A 22726-nucleotide genomic window follows, 5' to 3' on the forward strand; every position below is an offset into this window, starting at 1 on the left:
GATAAATGTCAGGGAGATAAGGAATCTCCCTGTAAGATTATTACAAATGTGTTTTATAAAAAGGAATTAATTTGTCGAGTGCCTGTTTCACAGGTTCTGGCTTATCATACAGGTCGTAATGTGAATAACCTTCAACCACGACCAGCTCTTTATGTTTTGAGGCAGCGCGGGCAATAATTTCGCAGCCGTCACGGTAGGCACCAAATGCGCCCACTCTATCGCCCACCACAACCATTATTGGTTGAGTTAACAGGACTTCTGCAAGATGAAATGCATCCCAACCCACGGCAACAGTCTGATGTGAGAATAGCGAACGATTTACCCCATTAGGTGCACAGCCTCGTGGCGAACGATAATATTCTGTGGCTTCAAAAAGGTCTATTTCTGTTAATCCCGCTTCAAGAGCTGCATCCGGAGAAGAGGGGAGTAAATCATCTACGCGAAGTTTTGCGCCGTTAGCTTCGTCTGTTCTTTGTTGCGCCATTACTTCGAGTGCTCCGATAGGATTAAACGCTGTAAATCCCTCACGCATAAGACGCCCGTAGTTTGCACCCGTGACAGTACCAATAGCTTTAATTCGACGTTCTGTCATTGCGGCATTAATGGCATATCCACCTCCACCACAAATACCCAGTACACCAATACGCCCGGCATCAACGTAAGGTAAGGTGGTAAGGTAATCAACGACAATGCTGAAGTCTTTTACTCGCATTGTTGGATCTTCCAGATAACGCGGTTCTCCACCGCTGCTTCCCTGAAAACTGGCATCAAAAGCAATGACGATAAAGCCAGCTTTTGCCAGGGCGGCACCATACACACTACCCGATGTCTGTTCTTTGCAGCTTCCAATTGGATGGGCGCTGATAATGGCAGGATACTTTTTTTCACTATTAAAATCGTCAGGGAAATAGATATCAGCAGCTATATCCCAGTAAGTGTGTTTTATCGAAACAGTTTTCATTTCAAGCTCCGGGGATTTGCCTAAACAGATTTAAATATCATTTCTATTATCCGCAACTGGCATTTGTGTTCATATCGAGAACGGCGTAATAGTATGACTTGTATTGGTTATCATCAATGGTCTAATATCTATCACAGTGTTAAGTTAAGGTTTACAATGATGAAAATAGAGCCTTCAATTTTGCCTTCTCTTGCCTGGTTTGCGCTGATTGTTCGTGTCGGCAGTTTTTCCAGAGCCGCTTCTGAAATGGGTATTACACGGGCCGCATTGTCCCAGAATTTAAAATCTCTTGAGGAACGTCTTAACACCAAGCTGATATACCGTACGACCCGCAATATGTCGCTTACTGAGGAAGGACAGCGTCTGTATGAAGTGCTGGTGTCGGCTTTGGGGCAAATTGATGATGCTTTGAAAGATGTTGGTGATACCCAACTTGAACCTACAGGCCTGTTGAGAATAAATTCCTCCCGTGTTGCAGCACGGATGCTTGTTGAGCCTCATATTGGCGAGTTTCTTACTCGTTACCCCAAAACAAAGATAGAACTCATTATGGATGACGGTTTATCTAACATTATTGCGGACGGCTGTGATGTGGGCATACGTCTTGAGCAAGGACTGGATGAGCATATGACTGCCGTTCCTGTTTCTCCGCTTATTAAACTGGTTACTGTGGCATCGCCAGATTATTTAAAAGAACACGGTATTCCTGAAACGCCTCAGGAACTGAGTAACCATAATTGCCTTCGGTTGCGGCATAAAAGTAGCGGTGCACTCTCTGCATGGGAGTTTTCTAATGTTGTGGGGAGTAATGAAGAGTTCGAAATAGAGGTTTCAGGTAAGTATATTTCTAATGATGACGAAAGCATGATACGAATGGCGCTGAATGGAACGGGTATCATTCAACATCTGGATTTTGCAATCGCTGAACATATCTATGCGGGCAAGTTACAGCCGATTCTTGAGGATTGGGCTGTTTCATTTTCTGGATTTTATATTTATGTTTCATCACGGGTGAGAATGCCCTCTAAAGTTCGTGCTTTTATTGATTTTATGGTGGAGAAAAGAGTAAAACTCGAAAATTGATGATATGTGTAATTGATGGTTGCTCTGGGCGAATATCGGTAAGAGGAATAACGTAATCATTAGGACGCGTTTACATAATAAACTTTCTGATAATTAATACTTATTTTCTATACGGCTATAATATCAATTATCATTATCACCAGTAATGTGGCTAAAATAATAGTATCTATGACCGCTACGGTTAACGGTGGTTATTTTGGGAGGCGTTAACACGTAGCGGCTTGTAGTTGTAAGTCTTGAACAGGTACAAAGCCTGAAAATCAGGAGGGTATCGCTATCAAACTTCCTTTATTTCTTCTCGCAGTTTCGCATCTTATAGAAGAATCCTGTATTTCCATCTTCCACGATGAAGCGATCGTTAAAAGTTGGACGACGAATAAATGTCACTCCACCTATTGTTGCTTTTTGTTTTATACCATCATCAACATTTTCCAGATCTGGAGAGTACAATTGATCTCCATTTGGCATTTGAACGATGAAATTGTTTCCATTATCGAGAACTGTTGCGGATTTTGACAGAATTTGAGTAGCGGTATCCAGGCTGGAAATCCTAATGTCACAAACATATTTGCCTGGCCCCAGATCTTCTTCTGCAAATACAGGTAAGGAAAATAATGCAAATGCGAGGATGAGATTCTTATTCATGCAAACTCCAGGAAGATCAATAAAAGCAATATGTTACATAAAGAGCACGTAAATGAAAAGAGCGATTGGTTAATGAGTAATGCTATTAATCCCCGCATGGCCTACTTTTCATTGGCTGCGGTGTTGAACCTCATTGAATATGGGCAAGACTCTGACTGAGTGACCGACGTAAATAGGTAGATGCATAATCGCTTACCGCCCTGTAACCGCAAACGGTGCCCAGGCTTCTGGCTGAATGCCACGACTTTGCATCCAGGGAACGGCCTGTAGCTGCTGATTGAAAGGGTTAACTTCAACCTGGTTTACCGCCGGAACGACGTTATTAAAAGCGATAAGGTCAGCCAGTCGGTCAGGATGGAAGTTACTTACGCCAATAGCGCGAATTTTACCGGCCTGTTGCAGCTCTTCCATGGCACGCCAGGCTCCGTGGACATCGCCATATGGCTGGTGAATCAAGTACAGGTCAACGTAATCAAGTTGCAGTCGATTCAGAGAGCGTTCGAACTGGGCTTTGGCCCCTTCGTAACTGGTATCCTGCAACCAGAGTTTCGTGGTGACAAAGAGTTCGTTACGGGCGATATCGCTTTGTTTCAGTGCGTTCCCGACCTGGGTTTCATTTTGATAGGAGGCGGCGGTGTCAATCAGTCGATAACCGGTGTTAATAGCGTCAATGACCGCTCTTTCGCATTCAGCGGCATCGGTCATCTGAAATACACCAAAGCCCAACAGGGGCATTTCAATACCGTTGTTCAGTTTTACTTTTTGCATGGTGTTATCCTTTCGTTATCGTTCATGAGAAGCATAACGTAAAGGGAAGAGCTCGATTAGACGGCAGGATTTGTCAGGGGTTATGAACAAAATTCATAAATCTGTTTGAGGGTTGCGATGAGTAGTGCAAGTTCGATATCCCCGGAATTTACAGTCCGATGAAGGAAAATGAATATCCATAAAAAATATATCGGTTTATCCTGGCGTATATACCTACTTCGACGTATTTCCAATCGTGGTAAATTAAAAGCAGGTCATTATTATTCACTGTCCGCAGAGTAAGAAATATAACATAGGTATCTATTTAATGACTTGCACAAAAAGCTAAATTTTCACCCATAAATAAAAATATAATCCCGCGCCCAACCACCTGATGAGTGGCTACAGGCACTGGATATATTAGGTGGCGGTACACTTTCTTACATAAAGGTATTTCCTTTTCTGCGGAAAAGGAAACCGGGAAATCCCCGGCTTTTCTGACAAGCAGACACCATTATTTGTGTTTGCCTATGTTCGTTAATTCGTTCATCAGGAAATTATCTCAATGTCACGTTATAAAACAGGTCATAAACAACCACGATTTCGTTATTCAGTTCTGGCCCACTGCGTGGCGTGGGCAAATATCTCTGTTCAGGTTCTTTTCCCACTCGCTGTCACCTTTACCCCAGTAATGGCAGCACGCGCGCAGCATGCGGTTCAGCCACGGTTGAGCATGGAAAATACCACGGTAGCTGCTGATAATAATGTGGAGAAAAATGTCGCGTCGTTTGCCGCAAATGCCGGGACATTTTTAAGCAGTCAGCCAGATAGCGATGCGACACGTAACTTTATTACCGGAATGGCCACAGCTAAAGCTAACCAGGAAATTCAAGAGTGGCTCGGGAAATATGGTACTGCGCGCGTCAAACTGAATGTCGATAAAGATTTCTCGCTGAAGGACTCTTCGCTGGAAATGCTTTATCCGATTTATGACACGCCGACAAATATGTTGTTCACTCAGGGGGCAATACATCGTACCGACGATCGTACTCAGTCAAATATTGGTTTTGGCTGGCGTCATTTTTCAGAAAATGACTGGATGGCGGGGGTGAATACTTTTATCGATCATGATTTATCCCGTAGTCATACCCGCATTGGTGTTGGTGCGGAATACTGGCGTGATTATTTGAAACTGAGCGCCAATGGTTATATCCGGGCTTCTGGCTGGAAAAAATCACCGGATGTTGAGGATTATCAGGAACGCCCGGCGAATGGCTGGGATATTCGTGCTGAGGGCTATTTACCTGCCTGGCCGCAGCTTGGCGCAAGCCTGATGTATGAGCAGTATTATGGCGATGAAGTCGGGCTGTTTGGTAAAGATAAACGCCAGAAAGACCCGCATGCTATTTCTGCCGAGGTAACCTATACACCAGTGCCTCTTCTGACACTGAGCGCCGGGCATAAGCAGGGCAAGAGTGGTGAGAATGACACTCGCTTTGGCCTGGAAGTTAACTACCGAATTGGCGAACCTCTGGAAAAACAACTCGATACAGACAGCATTCGTGAGCGTCGAATGCTGGCAGGCAGCCGCTATGACCTGGTTGAGCGTAATAACAACATCGTTCTTGAGTACTGCAAATCTGAAGTGATCCGTATTGCTCTGCCTGAGCGTATTGAAGGCAAGGGCGGTCAGACGGTTTCCCTGGGGCTTGTGGTCAGCAAAGCAACTCACGGACTGAAAAATGTGCAGTGGGAAGCGCCGTCATTACTGGCTGAAGGTGGCAAAATTACCGGGCAGGGGAGTCAGTGGCAAGTAACGCTCCCGGCTTACCGTCCAGGCAAAGACAATTATTATGCGATTTCAGCAGTTGCCTACGATAACAAAGGCAATGCCTCGAAACGTGCGCAGACAGAAGTGGTTATTACCGGAGCTGGTATGAGCGCCGATCGCACGGCGTTAACGCTTGACGGTCAGAGCCGTATTCAAATGCTTGCTAACGGTAATGAGCAAAAGCCGCTGGTGCTGTCTCTGCGCGACGCAGAGGGCCAGCCAGTCAAGGGCATGAAAGATCAGATCAAGACTGAACTATCCTTCAAACCGGCTGGAAATATTGTGACTCGTACCCTGAAGGCCACTAAATCACAGGCAAAACCCACACTGGGTGAGTTCACCGAAACTGAAGCAGGGGTGTACCAGTCTGTCTTTACGACCGGAACGCAGTCAGGTGAGGCAACGATTACTGTTAGCGTTGATGGCATGAGCAAAACCGTCACTGCAGAACTGCGGGCCACGATGATGGATGTGGCAAACTCCACCCTGAGCGCTAACGAGCCGTCAGGTGACGTGGTTGCTGATGGTCAGCAAGCCTACACGCTGACGCTGACTGCGGTGGACTCCGAGGGTAATCCGGTGACGGGAGAAGCCAGCCGCCTGCGACTTGTTCCGCAAGACACTAATGGTGTTACCGTTGGTGCCATTTCGGAATTAAAACCCGGGGTTTACAGCGCCACGGTTTCTTCGACCCGTGCCGGAAACGTTGTTGTGCGTGCCTTCAGCGAGCAGTATCAGTTGGGCTCATTACAACAAACGCTGAAATTTGTCGCCGGGCCGCTTGATGAATCACATTCGACCATCGCCCTGAATCCGGATAAACCGGTGGTTGGCGGTACAGTTACGGCAATCTGGTCGGCAAAAGATGCTAATGACAACCCTGTAACAGGCCTCAATCCGGATGCACCGTCATTATCGGGCGCAGCCGCTGCAGGTTCTAAGGCCTCAGGCTGGACGGATAATGGCGACGGGACGTGGACTGCGCAGATTACTCTCGGCTCTACGGCGGGTGAATTAGAAGTTATGCCGAAGCTAAATGGACAGGATGCGGCAGCAAACGCGGCAAAAGTAACCGTGGTGGCTGATGCGTTATCTTCAGGCCAGTCGACAGTGTCTGTAGCCGCAGATCGCGTAAAAGCAGGCGAAAGCACAACCGTGACGCTGGTGGCGAAAGATGCGCATGGCAACGCTATCAGTGGTCTTTCGTTGTCGGCAAGTTTGACGGGGACCGCCTCTGAAGGGGCGACTATTTCCAGTTGGACCGAAAAAGGTGACGGTTCCTATGTTGCTACGTTGACCACAGGCGGAAAGACGGGCGAGCTTCGTGTCATGCCGCTCTTCAACGGCCAGCCAGCAGCCACCGAAGCCGCGCAGCTGACGGTCATCGCCGGGGAGATGTCATCAGCGAACTCTACGCTTGTTGCGGACAATAAGACTCCAACGGTTAAAACGACGACGGAACTCACCTTCACCGTGAAGGATGCGTACGGGAACCCGGTCACCGGGCTGAAGCCAGATGCACCAGTGTTTAGCGGTGCCGCCAGCACGGGATCAGAGCGACCTTCAGCTGGAAGCTGGACAGAGCAAAGTAATGGGGTCTACGTGTCGACCTTAACGCTGGGATCGGCTGCAGGTCAGTTGTCTGTCATGCCACGCGTGAACGGCCAAAATGCCGTTGCTCAGCCATTGGTGCTGAATGTTGCAGGCGACGCTTCCCGGGCAGTGATCAGTGATATGGCGGTGAAGGTGAATAACCAACTGGCAAATGGACAGTCTGCTAACCAGGTAACCCTGACCGTCGTGGACAGCTATGGTAACCCGTTGCAGGGGCAAGAAGTTACGCTGACTTTACCGCAGGGTGTGACTAGCAAGACGGGGAATACAGTAACAACCAATGCGGCAGGTAAAGCGGATATTGAGTTGATATCAACCGTTGCAGGGGAACTTGAAATCGCGGCCGCGGTGAAAAACTCTCAGAAGACGGTCACGGTGAAATTCAACGCGGATGCCAGCACCGGTCAGGCAAACCTGCAGGTAGACACCGCCGTTCAAAAAGTGGCAAACGGCAAAGATGCCTTTACGCTGACGGCGACCGTTGAGGATAAAAACGGTAACCCTGTTCCAGGAACTCTGGTGACATTTAATCTGCCCCGGGGTGTCAAGCCGCTTACTGGCGATAATGTCTGGGTGAAAGCCAACGATGAGGGGAAAGCAGAGTTGCAGGTGGTTTCAGTGACTGCCGGAACGTATGAGATCACGGCATCGGCAGGGAATAGCCAGCCTTCGAATACGCAGACTATAACGTTTGTAGCCGATAAGGCTACCGCAACCGTCTCCAGTATTGAGGTGATTGGCAACTATGCACTGGCGGACGGCAAAGCCAAACAAACGTATAAAGTTACGGTGACTGATGCCAATAAGAATTTGGTGAAAGATAGCGAAGTGACGCTGACCGCCAGCCCGGCTTCGTTAAACCTGGAACCGAATGGCACTGCGACAACGAATGAGCAAGGGCAGGCTATTTTCACCGCTACCACTACTGTTGCGGCGACATACACACTCAAGGCGCAAGTGAGTCAGACCAACGGTCAGGTATCAACGAAAACTGCCGAATCTAAATTCGTTGCGGATGATAAAAACGCGGTGCTCGCCGCATCATCTGATGTGCAATCTCTGGTGGCGGATGGGAAATCGACTGCGAAGCTGGAGGTGACCCTGATGTCGGCAAATAACCCCGTTGGCGGGAATATGTGGGTCGACATTCAGACGCCGGAAGGGGTGACGGAGAAGGATTATCAGTTCCTGCCGTCGAAAAATGACCATTTCGTGAGCGGAAAAATCACGCGTACATTTAGTACCAACAAGCCAGGTGTCTATACGTTTACATTTAACGCCCTGACGTATGGCGGGTACGAAATGAAGCCAGTGACGGTGACCATTACCGCGGTGGATGCCAATACGGCAACGGGCGAGGAGGCGATGAAATAATATTAAGAGTATGAAAGTAACATTCTAATAAACAATAATGGCGTTGACATCTTCAACGCCATTATTTATTGAATTGCCTGACAGTAGTCTCGTTATAAATTCATGTAAACATCGCTACAGCTAAACCGGACGAACGGGGATAAAAATTTCGCAAACAATGTTATTGCTATCGATTTCGACGAAGTTTTCATTGTAATAAAACCGCTCAATATCACTGCCGTTCACTCTGGCTAACCCCCTGGCAGGTAATTCCATCAGATAGAGGTTTCGCGCCCATTCAGGGTAGTGCTCCCACTCACCTTCATAGCGGAAAGAGGCATACAGTCCTCGGTTAATTGTCCACTCTTTCGACATCTCTGAATCGGTTTGTTTGCATACCGTACCGGCAAAAGTTTCAACTGTGAGCAAATCGACCGATTTTGTTGACGGTTCGAACGTGGAGACGAAATAGATATCCGTCTTAAAATTCTTCATACATCTGGCTAAATGATGACGTCGCAGTTTGACTTCTTCATCCGGTGATTTATTCGACACTTCAATATCATATTTAAATGAATTGCCAAAAATAGGTGTCTCAGGAAAGTTGACTAATCTACACTCCGTCTTTTGCTGTTGACGTATTAAAAAAGAAGGGAAGATATTTGCGAGATCCCAATAATCACGGTGGCGGTATTCACGGGGAGAGCAGCCGAATAACTTTTTAAATTCGCGGCTGAATGACTGCTGTGAATCAAAATGCAAAGAGAGTGCAATATCAAGCATAGATTTCGCGGTGAGCCGGACAAGAATGGCGGCGCGACAAAGCCTTCGTTTGCGAATGTATTCTCCCAAAGGCACATGCATGAAATTTCGGAACAGAAGCTGGATGTTGCGTCTGCTGTAGCCAGATTTCTGTGCGATATCTTCGATTGAAATAGGGTGCTCGAGATTGCACTCAATCCACTCCAGGAGCTGCTGTAGAATCTTCTGCCTGATCATCACATTCTCCATTAATTCTTTGTCATATCGCACATTTTCGTTATGCCCTGGGCCCTAAGTGTATCAAAAACAGCAAGGCCCAAGGCAAAAGCACTGATAGCGTCTGCTTCATTGCCCCAAAAATAGAGAGGTTTCAGTCCTACATTATTAATGAATTTTTTGCATAAGTGATATCAAAATCCACATACTAATTTGAGGTTACGTTTTAACGTAGACTCATTGTTCATACCTAATGGAGGGACTGACAGTGGAATTTTCCGTATTAAGTAACAATCTGAAAATGCCGATGATGGGATTTGGTGTTTTTCAGGTTACCGATAAAAACGTGTGCAAACAGTCAGTGTTGAACGCTATCCGCACGGGTTATCGACTCATCGACACTGCAGCGGTATACGGTAATGAAGATGCCGTCGGTGAAGCCGTTCGTGAAGCTATATCTGAAGGTTTATGTACCCGAGATGAGTTATTTATAACGTCTAAATTGTGGGTGCAGGATATGTTGAATCAGGATACGGCAAAAGCAGGTATTGAAGCGTCATTAAAAAAATCGGGACTAGAATACTTCGATCTCTATTTATTGCACCAGGCCATGCGCGATTATTTTAGTGCGTGGCGTGCACTCGAAGATGCCTATGAAGAGGGCAAATTAAAAGCGATTGGGGTTTCCAATTTCTACCCTCATGTTCTGGCAAACTTTTGTGAAACGGTAAGAGTTAAACCGATGGTCAACCAGGTCGAGTTGCATCCCTATTTTGCCCAACCAGAGGCGCTGGCAACCATGAAGTATTATAACGTGCAGCCTGAAGCATGGGCTCCGTTAGGCGGTGGAAGACATAAACCCTTTGAAAATAGTCTGCTTCAGAATATTGCAGATGCCCATCAAAAATCGATTTCTCAGGTCATTCTGCGTTGGAATATTCAACGAGGAGTGGTCGTTATTCCGAAATCGACACATCAACAGCGTATCGAAGAAAATTTTGCTATCTGGGATTTCTCACTGACAGAGAAAGAAATGGCGCAAATTAGTTCGCTTGATTTGGGTTATGTTGGGGAATCGGTAAAACATTTTAATCCTGAGTTTGTTCGTGGTTGTCTTGCTGTAAAAATACATGATTGATATTAATCACTTATTTTACCTGAGACGACAAGAATCTTTTAACAGGGGAGTGATATTGATCTTCACTCTGTCATATCTCCGGTAATATGGCGTCAGGCTTCATCATCAGAAAGGGAGCCTGACGCCTGAAAAAGTGAACAACAGACAGTGTTCGGATTATCAATATTCAGTTTTTAACGTTGAACTGGATTCATTACTGCGTTGTTTAAGAATATCCCGCGCCGAATCTGCCATTATCATGACAGCACCTGCCAGCATCAGAGTATCTTTCAATACCAGGCGACCAGCACCAGATAAATAAGGGAAACCATGATGAGCGTCACCCAATGCGGGTACCCATGCCTCCGGGGTGGTGATTAAAAATGAGAGTGTTACCAACGGTGTGGTAAATGCCATCAGCCCTCCCAATAAACCTAACCAGCGATTGACAGGATTAGCCAAAACCAGCAGAGCAATAATCACCTCCACGACGCCAAGACCGTTGGAAAAACCATAGGTATTATTGGCCGATTGCCATGCCCTTGCTTCTGGTTTGTATTCGCCTTCGTGAGTCAGATACTGTTTATAGTCTTCCGGGTGTTCATAAAAGAACGACATTAGTGGACTGTTTGCGACGAATGGTGTAATGCTGTCTGCCTCGTAAGGGACAAACTTTAATAACCCAATCCACATAAAAACAATCGCAATACTCAGACGAATCAATGTCAGGCCAATTTTATCTCCCCGACTTAACAGGTGCAGGTATTTTTCCATTGTGAACATCCTTATTTATACAATACTGCTGTTGCGGTTGAATTATTATCAATTCGCATCGATGTGACTTTCCAGGATGAAGCATTATATTTTCTGGCTATATCAGCAATGGCATCCTCCAGAACTGTCGGTGATGCTGATACTGACGAGACGCTGATATGTTTCAGAATTATTTTATCATCTGCATTGGTGGAAAATGCCATAACGCCAGATAATAGTGTTGCAAATAAAACAGGTTTTTTAAACATATAAAATACCATCAATGAAGTGATTAAGAAGTTATATAATAACAAGGAATTAATAAGATTCTTTTCTCTGAGACGCCAGAATATTTGTCCTGGCGTCTGATTTTGAGTTTATTTGACTAATGAAAATAGATCATTGAGTGATTCGCTCATCGACGGATGAGTAAATATCTGATCGCGTAATATGCTATAAGGCAGCCCGGCATCCATCACCATTTTCACTATATTAATCATCTCGTGGGAGTCAACACACAGCAGTGATGCCCCTAATATACGTTGGGTTTTATTATCAACAATCGCTTTTAATACCCCACGGGTATCGTTCATCACTCTGGCGCGCGGAATTGCAGCTACAGGCAATGTCACCACCTGAATATCAGCACCACTCTCTCTGGCTTGTTCTTCTGTCATACCAACCCTGGACAGTGGCGGTGTCATAAATACGGAATAAGGCACATTTTTCCGATCATCAGTACTACGTTTGCCTTCACCCAGTAACTCATCACGTACAATGCGGTAATCATCCAGTGATATGTAAGTAAATTGCAGCCCGCCGGTAACATCTCCCATCGCCCAAATATTGTCTGCGGTGGTATGTAATTGCTTGTCAACGACAATTGCCCCGCGCTCGTTTACTGCGATACCGGCATTTTCTGGATGTAACGAAGCGGTAGCCGGTTGACGACCGGAAGCGATTAACAGTGCATCCACCGCCAGTTGGGCGTGCTCGCTATGCACTTGCACTTGATTTTCATGGTGACTGATTCGCTCCACATGGGTATTGAGGATAATATCGACGCCCTGATCGCGTAAAATCGTCGCGATATTATCAGCAATATCCCGATCTTCCCGAGGCAAAAACAGCGAAGCTGCCTCTAAAATGGTTACTTTGCTGCCAAAATTAGCGAACATAGAGGCGAACTCAACGCCAATATATCCGCCGCCCAAAATACCTAAATGCCCAGGCAATTCTTTTAGATTAAGTAATCCGGTGCTGTCATATACACCAGGCGTGGTGGTAATTCCAGGAATTGGCGGAACCACGGCTTGTGCACCGGTATTAATAAAAATTTTCTCGCCATGAATCTCCAGATTTCCCCCAGGCCGATGAACACGCAGGCTATGATTATTGATAAACTCCGCCTGGCCGTCGATCACGTCGATATTGGGCATATCCGCAAGATTATGATAATTCTTATTACGTAAAAAATTAACCACTTCATTTTTACGCTGTATGGCACGGACAAAATCTGTGTGCTGCTGTGCGTCATGAACCAATGTTTTGGTTGGGATACAGCCGATATTAATACAGGTCCCGCCATACATTGCATTTGATTGTTCGATGAGAGCCACACGCCAACCTGCTTTTGCCAGCGTGACGGCTAATGTTTTTCCAGCCTTGCCAAAACCAATAATAACTGCCTGATATTTATTCATGATGATTTCCTGTCGAAACGCGTTCATTTGACATCATGACTATAGACGCAAAAGAGCAAATAACATTTCTTCACAACGCTTGATATTTTGTCTTATCGTCTGGTATTTTCTTTTTCTTAATCAGAATCACAAAACAAAAATCATGATTAACCATTTGATGGTATTAGATTAATTATTGTCTAAGATTGTTGGTGTTTGTAATCAAAAACCACTCAGGAGTCTGATATGGATGCCCTTAGCCGTTTGTTGATGCTTAACGCTCCACAAGGAACGATCGATAAGAATTGCGTGTTAGGAAGTGACTGGCAGCTTCCACATGGTGCCGGGGAATTATCGGTTATTCGTTGGCATGCGTTAACGCAAGGAGCGGCGAAGCTGGAAATGCCGACGGGGGAGATTTTTACATTACGCCCGGGAAATGTGGTCCTGCTACCACAAAATTCAGCTCATCGCCTGAGTCATGTCGATAATGAATCGACCTGTATTGTCTGCGGCACTCTTCGGCTGCAACATTCGGCGCGTTATTTTTTAACGTCTTTGCCGGAAACGCTGTTTTTAGCACCGGTTAACCACAGCGTGGAATATAACTGGCTGAGGGAGGCGATCCCGTTTTTACAACAGGAGTCCAAATCGGCAATGCCGGGAGTGGATGCACTGTGTAGCCAGATCTGCGCTACATTCTTTACCCTCGCGGTGCGTGAGTGGATTGCACAGGTTAATACTGAGAAAAACATTCTCAGTTTGCTTCTGCATCCACGTCTTGGTGCGGTAATACAGCAAATGCTGGAAATGCCAGGACACGCCTGGACCGTCGAATCGCTGGCCAGCATCGCCCACATGTCCCGGGCAAGTTTTGCCCAGCTTTTCCGTGATGTTTCCGGAACCACGCCGCTGGCTGTATTAACAAAGTTGCGTCTACAAATAGCGGCCCAGATGTTTTCCCGGGAAACGTTCCCTGTTGTGGTGATTGCTGAGTCAGTAGGCTATGCCAGTGAATCATCTTTTCACAAGGCGTTTGTCCGCGAGTTTGGTTGTACCCCGGGAGAATATCGGGAAAGAGTCAGACAGCTTGCACCCTGAATAAAACCGCCAGGAATCGGAGCAAAGATAATCAGCATTCCGGGTGTTGTGAGCCTTTCAACTATTTCTATTTCCAACTGTGTTTTATATGTTTTTTTGAAGAATGCTGGCCCAGTATGTAAATAAAAACGCAAACTAAATTGCTTTAATTAAATAAAATGCCGACTATTACTTGATACCTGATTATTGCCGGTGATTTTGTTAGTACACCATCATTGTATATCTCAACAACCCCTGAATAAGTAACACTGAATAGGTATAAGGGATGTAGCCTTTTTAAATGGATTTCTTATGCCAAAAATGATCGTCGATTTCCCTATAAAATGTGAGCGATGCCGAAAGAAATAAAATTAGTTATTGCATTTGAAGTTTGGATGAAAGATTATCATTTGTCATACAAATGAGGGGTGGTATGTTGCTAGCCAATTAAAAAAGAACGCCATATTTATTGATGATTGATCCCCTGGTGGGGGGAACCATCGGGCATAAATGGGCATGAAGTAATGGAGTATTAGTTGTGAATGTCAATTTCTTTGTCACCTGTATTGGTGACGCCCTGAAATCAAGAATGGCACGAGACTCCGTGCTGCTACTGGAAAAACTCGGCTGTCGCGTAAATTTCCCGGAGAAACAGGGATGCTGCGGTCAGCCTGCGATCAATAGTGGTTATATCAAAGAAGCGATTCCAGGGATGAAAAATCTGATCGCCGCACTGGAGGATAACGACGATCCCATTATTTCACCGGCTGGCTCCTGTACCTATGCCGTAAAAAGTTACCCAACGTATCTGGCGGATGAGCCTGAATGGGCATCACGTGCCGAAAAGGTTGCCGCGCGTATGCAGGATCTCACCTCTTTTATTGTTAATACATTAGGGGTAGTCGATGTAGGTGCCAGTTTGCAAGGGAGAGCGGTGTATCACCCATCTTGTAGCCTGGCCCGTAAGCTGGGGGTGAAGGACGAGCCACTTACGCTGCTGAAAAATGTGCGTGGACTGGAGCTGTTGACCTTTGCTGAACAGGATACCTGCTGCGGATTTGGCGGCACGTTCTCGGTCAAAATGGCCGAAATATCCGGCGAGATGGTGAAAGAAAAGGTTTCGCACCTGATGGAAGTCCGCCCTGAGTATTTAATTGGTGCTGACGTGAGTTGCCTGCTGAACATCAGTGGACGATTACAACGGGAAGGACAGAAAGTCAAAGTGATGCATATTGCTGAAGTGCTGATGAGCTGCTGAGGATATAAAGATGTCGATCAAAACCAGTAATACAGATTTTAAGACACGCATCCGTCAGCAAATTGAAGATCCGATCATGCGCAAAGCTGTGGCAAACGCGCAGCAGCGTATTGGGGCAAATCGGCAAAAAATGGTCGATGAATTGGGGCACTGGGAGGAGTGGCGCGACCGGGCCGCCCAGATACGTGATCATGTTCTGAGTAATCTCGACGCTTATCTGTACCAGCTCTCTGAAAAAGTGACGCAAAACGGCGGTCACGTCTATTTTGCAAAAACTAAAGAAGACGCCACCCGCTACATTTTACAGGTCGCCCAACGCAAAAATGCCCGGAAGGTGGTGAAGTCTAAATCGATGGTGACCGAAGAGATTGGTGTCAATCATGTGTTGCAGGATGCAGGCATTCAGGTGATTGAAACCGATCTGGGTGAATACATTCTCCAGCTGGATCAAGATCCGCCCTCTCATGTTGTGGTCCCGGCAATTCATAAAGATCGCCATCAGATCCGTCGAGTGCTACACGAACGTCTGGGTTATGAGGGGCCGGAAACGCCTGAAGCGATGACCTTATTCATTCGGCAAAAAATCCGCGAAGATTTCCTCAGTGCTGAAATAGGTATTACCGGCTGTAATTTCGCGGTGGCAGAGACCGGTTCGGTATGCCTGGTGACCAATGAAGGTAATGCGCGAATGTGTACCACGCTGCCTAAAACGCATATTGCAGTGATGGGAATGGAGCGTATTGCCCCCACGTTTGCCGAGGTAGATGTATTGATCACCATGCTGGCGCGCAGTGCCGTTGGTGCACGTTTGACGGGATACAACACCTGGCTGACAGGACCGCGCGAAGCGGGGCACGTTGATGGTCCTGAAGAGTTTCATCTGGTTATTGTCGATAACGGGCGTTCTGAGGTGCTGGCTTCTGAATTTCGGGATGTGCTGCGCTGTATTCGCTGCGGGGCTTGTATGAATACTTGTCCGGCATATCGCCATATTGGCGGTCATGGATATGGCTCTATTTATCCAGGGCCAATTGGTGCGGTGATTTCCCCGTTACTTGGCGGCTATAAAGATTTTAAAGATTTACCCTACGCCTGCTCTTTATGCACAGCTTGTGACAGCGTGTGTCCGGTGCGTATTCCGCTGTCAAAACTGATTTTGCGTCATCGTCGGGTGATGGCTGAAAAAGGGATCACCGCAAAAGCAGAGCAACGGGCGATAAAAATGTTCGCTTATGCCAATAGTCATCCAGGATTGTGGAAAGTCGGGATGATGGCTGGTGCTCATGCGGCAAGCTGGTTTATCAATGGCGGCAAAACACCACTCAAATTTGGCGCGATTAGCGACTGGATGGAAGCACGCGATCTTCCTGAAGCTGACGGAGAGAGTTTCCGTAGTTGGTTTAAGAAACATCAGGCGCAGGAGAAAAAGAATGGATAATCGGAGCGAATTTTTGAATAACGTTGCTCAGGCACTGGGTCGCCCGCAGCGACTTGAACCGCAAGCAGAAGATGCGCCGCTTAACAACTATGCTAACGAGCGGCTTACCGAACTTAACCAACAGCAGCGCTGTGACGCGTTTATCCAGTTTGCCAGCGATGTTATGTTGACGCGCTGTGAACTGACCAGCGAGGCGCAGGCCGCAGAAGCTGCAATATGTCTGTGTAAAGAGCTGGGAGAGCAGTCGGTCGTGATTAGCGGTGACACGAGGCTGGAGGAATTGGGGATTAGCGAACGTTTGCAGCAGGAATGCAATGCCGTTGTTTGGGATCCGGCGAAAGGTATTGAGAACATATCACAAGCAGAGCAGGCTAAAGTGGGCGTCGTATATGCTGAATATGGTTTAACCGAATCGGGTGGCGTGGTTCTTTTTTCCGCCGCCGGGCGCGGGCGTTCATTGAGCCTGCTCCCGGAATCTTCTCTTTTTATCCTGCGTAAAAGCACAATCCTGCCGCGTGTAGCGCAACTCGCAGAAAAATTGCATCAGAAAGCGCAGGCCGGTGAACGAATGCCGTCATGTATTAACATCATCAGTGGTCCTAGTTCAACGGCGGACATTGAGCTTATCAAAGTCGTCGGGGTTCATGGTCCGGTGAAAGCGGTGTATCTGATTATTGAGGATTGCTGAGAGAGATATGAAGTCTGGACATAAACCTGAAGGCGGTATACGAGGTTGTGAATAGCGTTAAGGACAACCTGACTTAACCCCGTTCCGTCATGGTTATGCTGCTCTTCTGTAAATATCCTGACATTAATAATGCCAGGATATTTACAGTGAAAAAGACAGGAATCCATTCCTGAAGACGGGCTCCCTTCCCGGTCATTGTCACTTCAGCTTTATACAGGCACTCTCTATCAGAATGCTGTTTATTACTGCCCAGAGTTTTGTTGGTATTCATCTACCATTTTTTTGACAAGGCAAAACATTACAGAAATCACAATGCTTAGAAAAAATCCCAGAATCAGGCAAATGGCAGCAGGATATTTACTTTTTATTTCCGGTGAGCTTATGGTTACACAGCCATCACCGTTCGGATACAATGACCAGTTCCTGGTCAGGTATATCATTTTTGTATAAAGCTCACTGTTAATTGCTGAAGGTGTTTGTATCTCATCGAGAACTTGCCTGCCATTATGGTATTCTGACGCATACCATTTGATAATAGACGCATGCACGCGAGATATTTCTGCTTCAGCAGTTGGTAAATCTCTCTTATCTCCTGACCATTCCAGCTTTATTACCCTATTCTTGACGTCTGTGCTGATCTGAAAAAATGTAGTAATTCGCTGAATAACATCTTCAGTCATTGTGGTCTGACAGGCAAAGTTATTATTGCTATCACAGCTAACAAGTATGCCTGGTGTTGTCTGGTTTATTTTTAGACTGTAAGTCACTTTTATATTATCTTTATTGATGTACAGAAACAACAGCACCATTGTCATACAGGTAGCCATAATAAACAGAATAACACGAATCTTTTTTTTCAGATAAAATAAAATCTCAATCAGATCGATATCCTGTTTGATTTGTTCATTCATAATATATCCAGAAAATGAAATCTGTCGCAGATAAGGTTGTATTAATAGTCTGTATCAGGAATGTTCAGGGTAAATATCAGCAAAAAGCCAGCATCATGAATACTGGATATTTATAGCCTGCAGGCAGCATACTGCTGCCTGCAGGGGGTATAACAGTCGACAGGGGAACCGACTGCTTTATTCTTACCAGGTCACATTGATACCAACTACACCCTGTAGCGGGTTCTCAATGTCGTCACCTTTGGTGTAGTCAAGGCTTGCATATGCTCCCATGTTTTTGGTGATATCAGCCTGTACACCTGCACCCACGCGGAATACTGCACCGTCAATGCTGGCATTGACAGACTCATCACCCAGACGGACTTTGTTGCCATCAGAGAATTCGTTCAGTGCGGCCAGATTCAGATAAGGTTTAACGGTCGAGTTGCCCACAGCGAAGTCATAACCCACGCGCGTACCGGCCTCACCCAGCACAGAGTTATAGCTGTCAGAATGAACGTCCACGCCGTTGAGCTGATAATCCACACCTTCCAGAGTCAGAGCAGACAGTTTGGCATATGGCTGAATAAACAGGCCATTACCGTCTTCCCAGGTGTAACCACCTTTAACCATCGCACCGAAACCATTGGTGTTAAAGTCAGCTTTGATGGTACCGCCACCATTCATCAGGCGAACATCTGCCGTGTTGCTGTAATGACCAAACTGTGCAGCAGTATCAATGAAGATACCGTTGTTATACTGGCGGCTCAGGTAAGCGTGGAAGCTGTAACCTTCAGTGTCACCTTTGCTCTGCATGGTGGTCATGTCACCTTTCGCAGAAGACATCGCCACACCGGCCAGCCAGCTACCATCTTCAGTCATGAAGCGGGTATCACCACCCAGCATTACACCGTTTACATCCAGGTCATAGGATGCATTTCCCGCGGTGGTATGTTTCTGTTTACCGCCAAAGTACTGAATCCATACGCCACCCTTGTCATTTTCGCTCAGACGGACAGCATCCTGACGGGCGGAGAGCGTGTCAGCCTGCAGATTAGCGACGTTAGCCGGAGCAGCTGCCATTGCCTGAATCACGGAGCTGGCGTTGGATGCTTTATGCGTGTTTTTTACGAAATAAAAGTTACCATCAGCTCCCTGTGTTAGGTCATATTGATACAGACCACCTTCCGTTGTGCCTGTGGCTTTTAGAGTGCTGTCTTTGCCGGTAGAAATAAATGCCGTTTGTTCATTGATAAGATCCAATGAACCCGCACTGTAAACACGCAAGTCACCGCTCGCTTTACCGCTGATATCCAGAGTGTTTTCAGAAGAGGCATCAACAATCAGAGTGCCGTTTTGAGAAGCAAACGTGCCAGTATTGACAGTAGCCTTCGTGATATTAACAGTACTGTCTTTTACTGCCAGAGCATTAACAGTTGAGGAACCCGTAACATTCCAGACAGACCCGTTCTGCAGAGATACACTGCTTTTATTTGGTTGAACCGAGCCCATTGGTGCTGATGCGCGGTCCACTGGCGCGTTAATGGAAACAGCACCATTCCACACAGAACCATCCGTCAGAAAAACAGCAGTTTTGGCGTTGTTGACATCACCATCCCAGCTGGAGTTTTTCAGTGTGACACGTGCACTACCATCCAGACCTTTACCTACGTTACCTTTCCAGACTGAGCCATCGGAAAGATTTATATTCAGATTACTACTCGCTTTATCGCCATCAGCATAAGCATAAGCATCAGCATAAGCATTACCTTCCCAATAAGAGCGGGCAACGTTCATGTTTACATTTGTTGTGGTACCGACTGAACTATTGCTTGCAGAAAGGGCCTGGATATCAGAGTAGATGGTTGAATCAGCAACAGACAAATTTAAATTTTGCGTTGCTGAACCTGTTCCTTGTGCCGAAGCAGAGGCATAAATTGTTTGTTTATTATTAGCCGCCCCAATTACTGAGCCATCCTTAATATTCAGGTTGACTGTATGAGTTCCCTTATTCTCCTTGGCAATAACTATTGTTTCAATCCGGCCATTAATAATATTTGAGCCAGCAAGGGTAATGTTGTCGGTTGCATCACCGTTAAAACCATTCAATACGCTACCCTTTTGAGCAAAAATTGCCGTAGAGCCGTTGCTGGAACTCTTATTACCTTGAGCGTTTATGGTTGTGCCATTGAGCGTGACATTATTTCCCGTGTCCCCTTCCAGAGATATCCCTGTCGCACTACCTTTTTCATTTTTTGCAACGAAATTACCGCCATTAACAACAACATCGCCAGTAGAAGAAATGACCATTGCAGTCCGGACATAGGTGCCTTCGCCTTGAGCTGTGATGGTGGAGCCTGTAGCATTAATCACAACATTTTTGTCACCGCTAACTTTTACACCTTCAACTAAACCTTGGTCTACCGTTGATGTGGCGGTAATATCATGACCACCCAAAGTAACATTAAGGTCTTTATCTTTCGCATTAATTGTTGCGGCTGTAATCTGTGTAGTACCACTAATAACAACATCTTGTTTCAGAGTTGTATTATCTTTATCCAATGTAACCGAATCAGTTGATACCGCTTTATCAGCAGCGAATGCTGGTGCAGAAAGAGCCATAACAATAGCTGTCGCTAATGCGCTGCGGTAAAATGCCTTATTGTTGTTCATGAAGAAATTCTCCATTCTGGTAACTAATTTCAATTTCCCACTTATTTATATTTATGCAGAGATAAAGCCTGCGTCCCTGCATTTACCACCACGGAATACCTGTTGGTATTTCCGTTTTCACGCAATGTCATGGCATTCGTTTCTTCCAATGCATTTCCATCACCGTGAAATTTATTGCTGCTCAGCAGCAGGGCTTCCCGCAATGACATGCTGTCCGGTATTCCCCAACGCTTTTTTAGCGACTGCTCGGCAAGCCATATCTGTCTTATCCCCGTTTTGAGAAACTGCGCACTGTATTCCCAGCTGTGTCCGGCAAGAAGCAACGACAACACCTTCTTTTGCTTTTCCGGGAAGCGTTCTGACATGACGATTGTCTTTGTGCGGTTATTCACCTCTTTCATAAAGACAGAGTAACTGTCCATAACTGGCAAAATTTCTGCATGTTTCAGCCCTGAAAACCCACCAGAGGTATTTGCAATACTGATGACATGCTCTACTGACATTCCTGGTTTCAGTAACCTCAGGTTTTTGAGAACGCCAGAAATACTCACATCCGGTGGCAGAAAAAAGGGCGCGACGCACAACACCACCACGAATGAGTGATCCCGATAAAATCGGAACCACATTTCAGCGCATTCGGCAGGTCGCCCTGCCGATATCACGACACTCTGTGGCCTGTGCCGCAATTTATTGCGTAACTCCTCTTCTGTTCCAATGCAGGTAACATTGCCGACAGAACCGGTTGATAGAGCTGCGAACTGCGCTGGTACAATTCCTGAGGGACAGAAAAGAACGAAACGCATCCTTCCCTCACAGATGTCAGTACGCCAGCACGCTGTACAGGCTGTACAGCGTGCCTCCCAATCCTGCAGCCCAGAGCAGTAGAAATATTTTGGCTCCTACACTGTAGCGAGTCCGTATGCGCCGCAGTGGGGGGTAGTAACAACGCTGCTGTGTCATAACAAACCTGGTCTTTTTTTAGACATATTTTTTCTTTGTCCGGAAAGTACTTTTCCGGATATGGCGTCAGAATTTATTGATTCACCAACGGCAACTTTCGCTGGATAAAGAATTCCGGATACCATGTTCTGCACATACTGAGTGAGTCGATGAGCGGAATGTTGTCCGACATATCTTGCATGTAGCCGTATATTCCGTTTCACTCTGCTGTCACCGCATCCCGTATAGAGCAGCCTGAAATCGCTCAGAGTTCCCAGTCCAAGTTTCATTAATGCCCGTGTGGCAATCGCATGCAGGGTCTTTGAACTGCGTTGTTCATAACGGGCAATCTCACTGAAACTCATGCCCTGCATCAGAATCTTAAGCACGCTCAACTCCCGTGCAGTCAGGAGCCAAAAATCACTCATATCGCCGGGCAAAGGACGTAGTAACCAGCGGATAATTTGATTCTGATAACGACTCGCTGTCAGCAGGGTGCTTATGCGTGGGAAGCCGTAGTACAGACTTGCAGCAGGAGCATTATCGAACCAGTCGGAGTCACCGGTCAGGCAGACCTGCCATTGCCCGGCATCACTCCGCAAGCGGACAAGACAAGCCAGAAGAACCAACTCCCCCGAAGGAAGCGAAGGGATATCAGCTAACAGGTAGCCACAGGAGGTCTTTAAAACGAATTCAACCTCTGTAGTGACGTTGCTGTACACCCGCACGAGATACCTGTCCGTTGGGATGAGAGACTCCAGTGCCAGCCTGGTGAACTGACAGGCACTGATAATAACCAGAGGCTTCTTCATTCAGACTCGTCCACGCCATTGCTACAAAACCTGACATTTTGATTCAAAATGTCAGGTTTGGTTTAATTACCTGAATATTTAATTTTCTTGGAATATAAGTCTAATTTTTATGACTTTTATTGTTTTTAATTTTGTGTTATTTAACAGTGTGAGTGAAAGTTAACCACTGGTATGACCTTGATGG

At 46.2% G+C, this 22726-nt stretch carries 17 protein-coding genes and 1 pseudogene; 7 read left to right on the forward strand and 11 right to left on the reverse strand.

The window, feature by feature from the left end:
- Positions 1-40: 40 nt before the first annotated feature.
- The gene (locus ATB02_RS00540) at positions 41-961 is read right to left on the reverse strand and encodes an alpha/beta hydrolase (RefSeq protein ID WP_105270909.1); all 921 of its coding nucleotides are present in this window, start codon (positions 959-961) and stop codon (positions 41-43) included.
- 156 nt (positions 962-1117) lie between these two features.
- Between ATB02_RS00540 and ATB02_RS00545 the strand changes: the two genes are divergently transcribed.
- Positions 1118-2044, forward strand: coding sequence for a LysR family transcriptional regulator (locus tag ATB02_RS00545; RefSeq protein WP_105270910.1), 927 nt, complete (start codon positions 1118-1120; stop codon positions 2042-2044).
- Positions 2045-2332: 288 nt separating this feature from the next.
- Here the strand turns inward: ATB02_RS00545 and ATB02_RS00550 are convergent, their stop codons facing one another.
- Both ATB02_RS00550 and ATB02_RS00555 read right to left on the reverse strand, forming a co-directional pair.
- Entirely contained in the window at positions 2333-2689 is a 357-nt protein-coding gene (locus ATB02_RS00550; RefSeq protein ID WP_001038968.1) for a hypothetical protein, read from the reverse strand.
- Between the two features lie 207 nt (positions 2690-2896).
- A pseudogene (locus ATB02_RS00555) lies at positions 2897-3457 on the reverse strand (aldo/keto reductase); the annotation flags it as partial.
- Positions 3458-4001: 544 nt separating this feature from the next.
- On the opposite strand from ATB02_RS00555, the gene fdeC reads away from it, so the two are divergent.
- Positions 4002-8255 carry an inverse autotransporter adhesin FdeC gene (gene fdeC / locus ATB02_RS00560; protein WP_105270911.1) on the forward strand — a complete coding sequence of 1418 codons (4254 nt, stop codon included), beginning with the start codon at positions 4002-4004 and terminating at the stop codon, positions 8253-8255.
- Positions 8256-8375: 120 nt separating this feature from the next.
- Here fdeC and ATB02_RS00565 read toward each other — a convergent pair whose 3' ends face one another.
- Complete coding sequence (locus ATB02_RS00565) at positions 8376-9233, reverse strand: helix-turn-helix domain-containing protein (RefSeq protein ID WP_001309280.1); 858 nt, start codon at positions 9231-9233, stop codon at positions 8376-8378.
- 247 nt (positions 9234-9480) lie between these two features.
- Between ATB02_RS00565 and ATB02_RS00570 the strand changes: the two genes are divergently transcribed.
- The gene (locus ATB02_RS00570) at positions 9481-10350 is read left to right on the forward strand and encodes an aldo/keto reductase (RefSeq protein ID WP_024211919.1); all 870 of its coding nucleotides are present in this window, start codon (positions 9481-9483) and stop codon (positions 10348-10350) included.
- A gap of 159 nt (positions 10351-10509) precedes the next feature.
- On the opposite strand, the gene rclC is transcribed toward ATB02_RS00570, so the two are convergent.
- The 3 genes from rclC to rclA form a co-directional block, all read right to left on the reverse strand.
- Complete coding sequence (rclC, locus tag ATB02_RS00575) at positions 10510-11103, reverse strand: reactive chlorine species resistance protein RclC (RefSeq protein ID WP_001355150.1); 594 nt, start codon at positions 11101-11103, stop codon at positions 10510-10512.
- Positions 11104-11114: 11 nt separating this feature from the next.
- The gene (gene rclB / locus ATB02_RS00580; RefSeq protein WP_000474001.1) at positions 11115-11351 is read right to left on the reverse strand and encodes a reactive chlorine resistance periplasmic protein RclB; all 237 of its coding nucleotides are present in this window, start codon (positions 11349-11351) and stop codon (positions 11115-11117) included.
- Between the two features lie 108 nt (positions 11352-11459).
- Positions 11460-12785, reverse strand: a complete 1326-nt coding sequence (rclA, locus tag ATB02_RS00585; protein ID WP_105270912.1) for a reactive chlorine resistance oxidoreductase RclA — start codon at positions 12783-12785, stop codon at positions 11460-11462.
- A gap of 225 nt (positions 12786-13010) precedes the next feature.
- Here rclA and rclR point away from each other — a divergent pair, with 225 nt between their 5' ends.
- The 4 genes from rclR (at position 13011) to ATB02_RS00605 (ending at position 17228) form a co-directional block, all read left to right on the forward strand.
- A complete protein-coding gene (gene rclR, locus ATB02_RS00590; protein WP_000339584.1) occupies positions 13011-13865 on the forward strand; it encodes a reactive chlorine-specific transcriptional regulator RclR in 855 nt (284 codons plus the stop codon).
- Positions 13866-14382: 517 nt separating this feature from the next.
- Positions 14383-15102 (forward strand): (Fe-S)-binding protein, encoded by a 720-nt coding sequence (locus ATB02_RS00595; protein WP_105270913.1) that lies wholly within the window; start codon positions 14383-14385, stop codon positions 15100-15102.
- 10 nt (positions 15103-15112) lie between these two features.
- Positions 15113-16540: a LutB/LldF family L-lactate oxidation iron-sulfur protein gene (locus ATB02_RS00600; RefSeq protein ID WP_000023919.1), complete on the forward strand. Its 1428-nt coding sequence runs from the start codon at positions 15113-15115 to the stop codon at positions 16538-16540.
- On the forward strand, positions 16533-17228 hold the full coding sequence (locus tag ATB02_RS00605; protein WP_032183351.1) for a LutC/YkgG family protein: 696 nt from the start codon (positions 16533-16535) through the stop codon (positions 17226-17228). Before ATB02_RS00600 ends, ATB02_RS00605 begins: the two co-directional genes overlap by 8 nt.
- Positions 17229-17470: 242 nt before the next feature.
- On the opposite strand, the gene ATB02_RS00620 is transcribed toward ATB02_RS00605, so the two are convergent.
- From ATB02_RS00620 to hyxR, 4 genes are all read right to left on the reverse strand, one after another.
- On the reverse strand, positions 17471-18139 hold the full coding sequence (locus ATB02_RS00620) for a hypothetical protein (protein WP_105270914.1): 669 nt from the start codon (positions 18137-18139) through the stop codon (positions 17471-17473).
- Between the two features lie 183 nt (positions 18140-18322).
- Positions 18323-20791, reverse strand: coding sequence for an outer membrane autotransporter HyxB (hyxB, locus tag ATB02_RS26860; RefSeq protein WP_274540899.1), 2469 nt, complete (start codon positions 20789-20791; stop codon positions 18323-18325).
- A 41-nt stretch (positions 20792-20832) separates the two neighbouring features.
- The gene (gene hyxA, locus ATB02_RS00635; protein ID WP_105270915.1) at positions 20833-21594 is read right to left on the reverse strand and encodes a protein HyxA; all 762 of its coding nucleotides are present in this window, start codon (positions 21592-21594) and stop codon (positions 20833-20835) included.
- Between the two features lie 153 nt (positions 21595-21747).
- The gene (gene hyxR / locus ATB02_RS00640; RefSeq protein ID WP_105270916.1) at positions 21748-22542 is read right to left on the reverse strand and encodes a LuxR family transcriptional regulator HyxR; all 795 of its coding nucleotides are present in this window, start codon (positions 22540-22542) and stop codon (positions 21748-21750) included.
- Positions 22543-22726: the final 184 nt, after the last annotated feature.

The organism is Escherichia sp. MOD1-EC5189 (genome assembly GCF_002966045.1).
In the GTDB taxonomy this organism is placed as follows: Bacteria; Pseudomonadota; Gammaproteobacteria; order Enterobacterales; family Enterobacteriaceae; genus Escherichia; species Escherichia coli_F.

Bases quoted from the DNA above. Each gene is read 5' to 3' on its own strand.
- fdeC (WP_105270911.1), top strand. From the start codon at position 4,002: ATGTCACGTTATAAAACAGGTCATAAACAACCACGATTTCGTTATTCA.
- rclB (WP_000474001.1), bottom strand. From the start codon at position 11,351: ATGTTTAAAAAACCTGTTTTATTTGCAACACTATTATCTGGCGTTATG.
- ATB02_RS00540 (WP_105270909.1), bottom strand. From the start codon at position 961: ATGAAAACTGTTTCGATAAAACACACTTACTGGGATATAGCTGCTGAT.
- rclC (WP_001355150.1), bottom strand. From the start codon at position 11,103: ATGGAAAAATACCTGCACCTGTTAAGTCGGGGAGATAAAATTGGCCTG.
- rclA (WP_105270912.1), bottom strand. From the start codon at position 12,785: ATGAATAAATATCAGGCAGTTATTATTGGTTTTGGCAAGGCTGGAAAA.
- ATB02_RS00620 (WP_105270914.1), bottom strand. From the start codon at position 18,139: ATGAATGAACAAATCAAACAGGATATCGATCTGATTGAGATTTTATTT.
- hyxA (WP_105270915.1), bottom strand. From the start codon at position 21,594: ATGCGTTTCGTTCTTTTCTGTCCCTCAGGAATTGTACCAGCGCAGTTC.
- hyxR (WP_105270916.1), bottom strand. From the start codon at position 22,542: ATGAAGAAGCCTCTGGTTATTATCAGTGCCTGTCAGTTCACCAGGCTG.
- rclR (WP_000339584.1), top strand. From the start codon at position 13,011: ATGGATGCCCTTAGCCGTTTGTTGATGCTTAACGCTCCACAAGGAACG.
- ATB02_RS00565 (WP_001309280.1), bottom strand. From the start codon at position 9,233: ATGATCAGGCAGAAGATTCTACAGCAGCTCCTGGAGTGGATTGAGTGC.
- ATB02_RS00605 (WP_032183351.1), top strand. From the start codon at position 16,533: ATGGATAATCGGAGCGAATTTTTGAATAACGTTGCTCAGGCACTGGGT.
- ATB02_RS00550 (WP_001038968.1), bottom strand. From the start codon at position 2,689: ATGAATAAGAATCTCATCCTCGCATTTGCATTATTTTCCTTACCTGTA.
- ATB02_RS00545 (WP_105270910.1), top strand. From the start codon at position 1,118: ATGATGAAAATAGAGCCTTCAATTTTGCCTTCTCTTGCCTGGTTTGCG.
- hyxB (WP_274540899.1), bottom strand. From the start codon at position 20,791: ATGAACAACAATAAGGCATTTTACCGCAGCGCATTAGCGACAGCTATT.
- ATB02_RS00600 (WP_000023919.1), top strand. From the start codon at position 15,113: ATGTCGATCAAAACCAGTAATACAGATTTTAAGACACGCATCCGTCAG.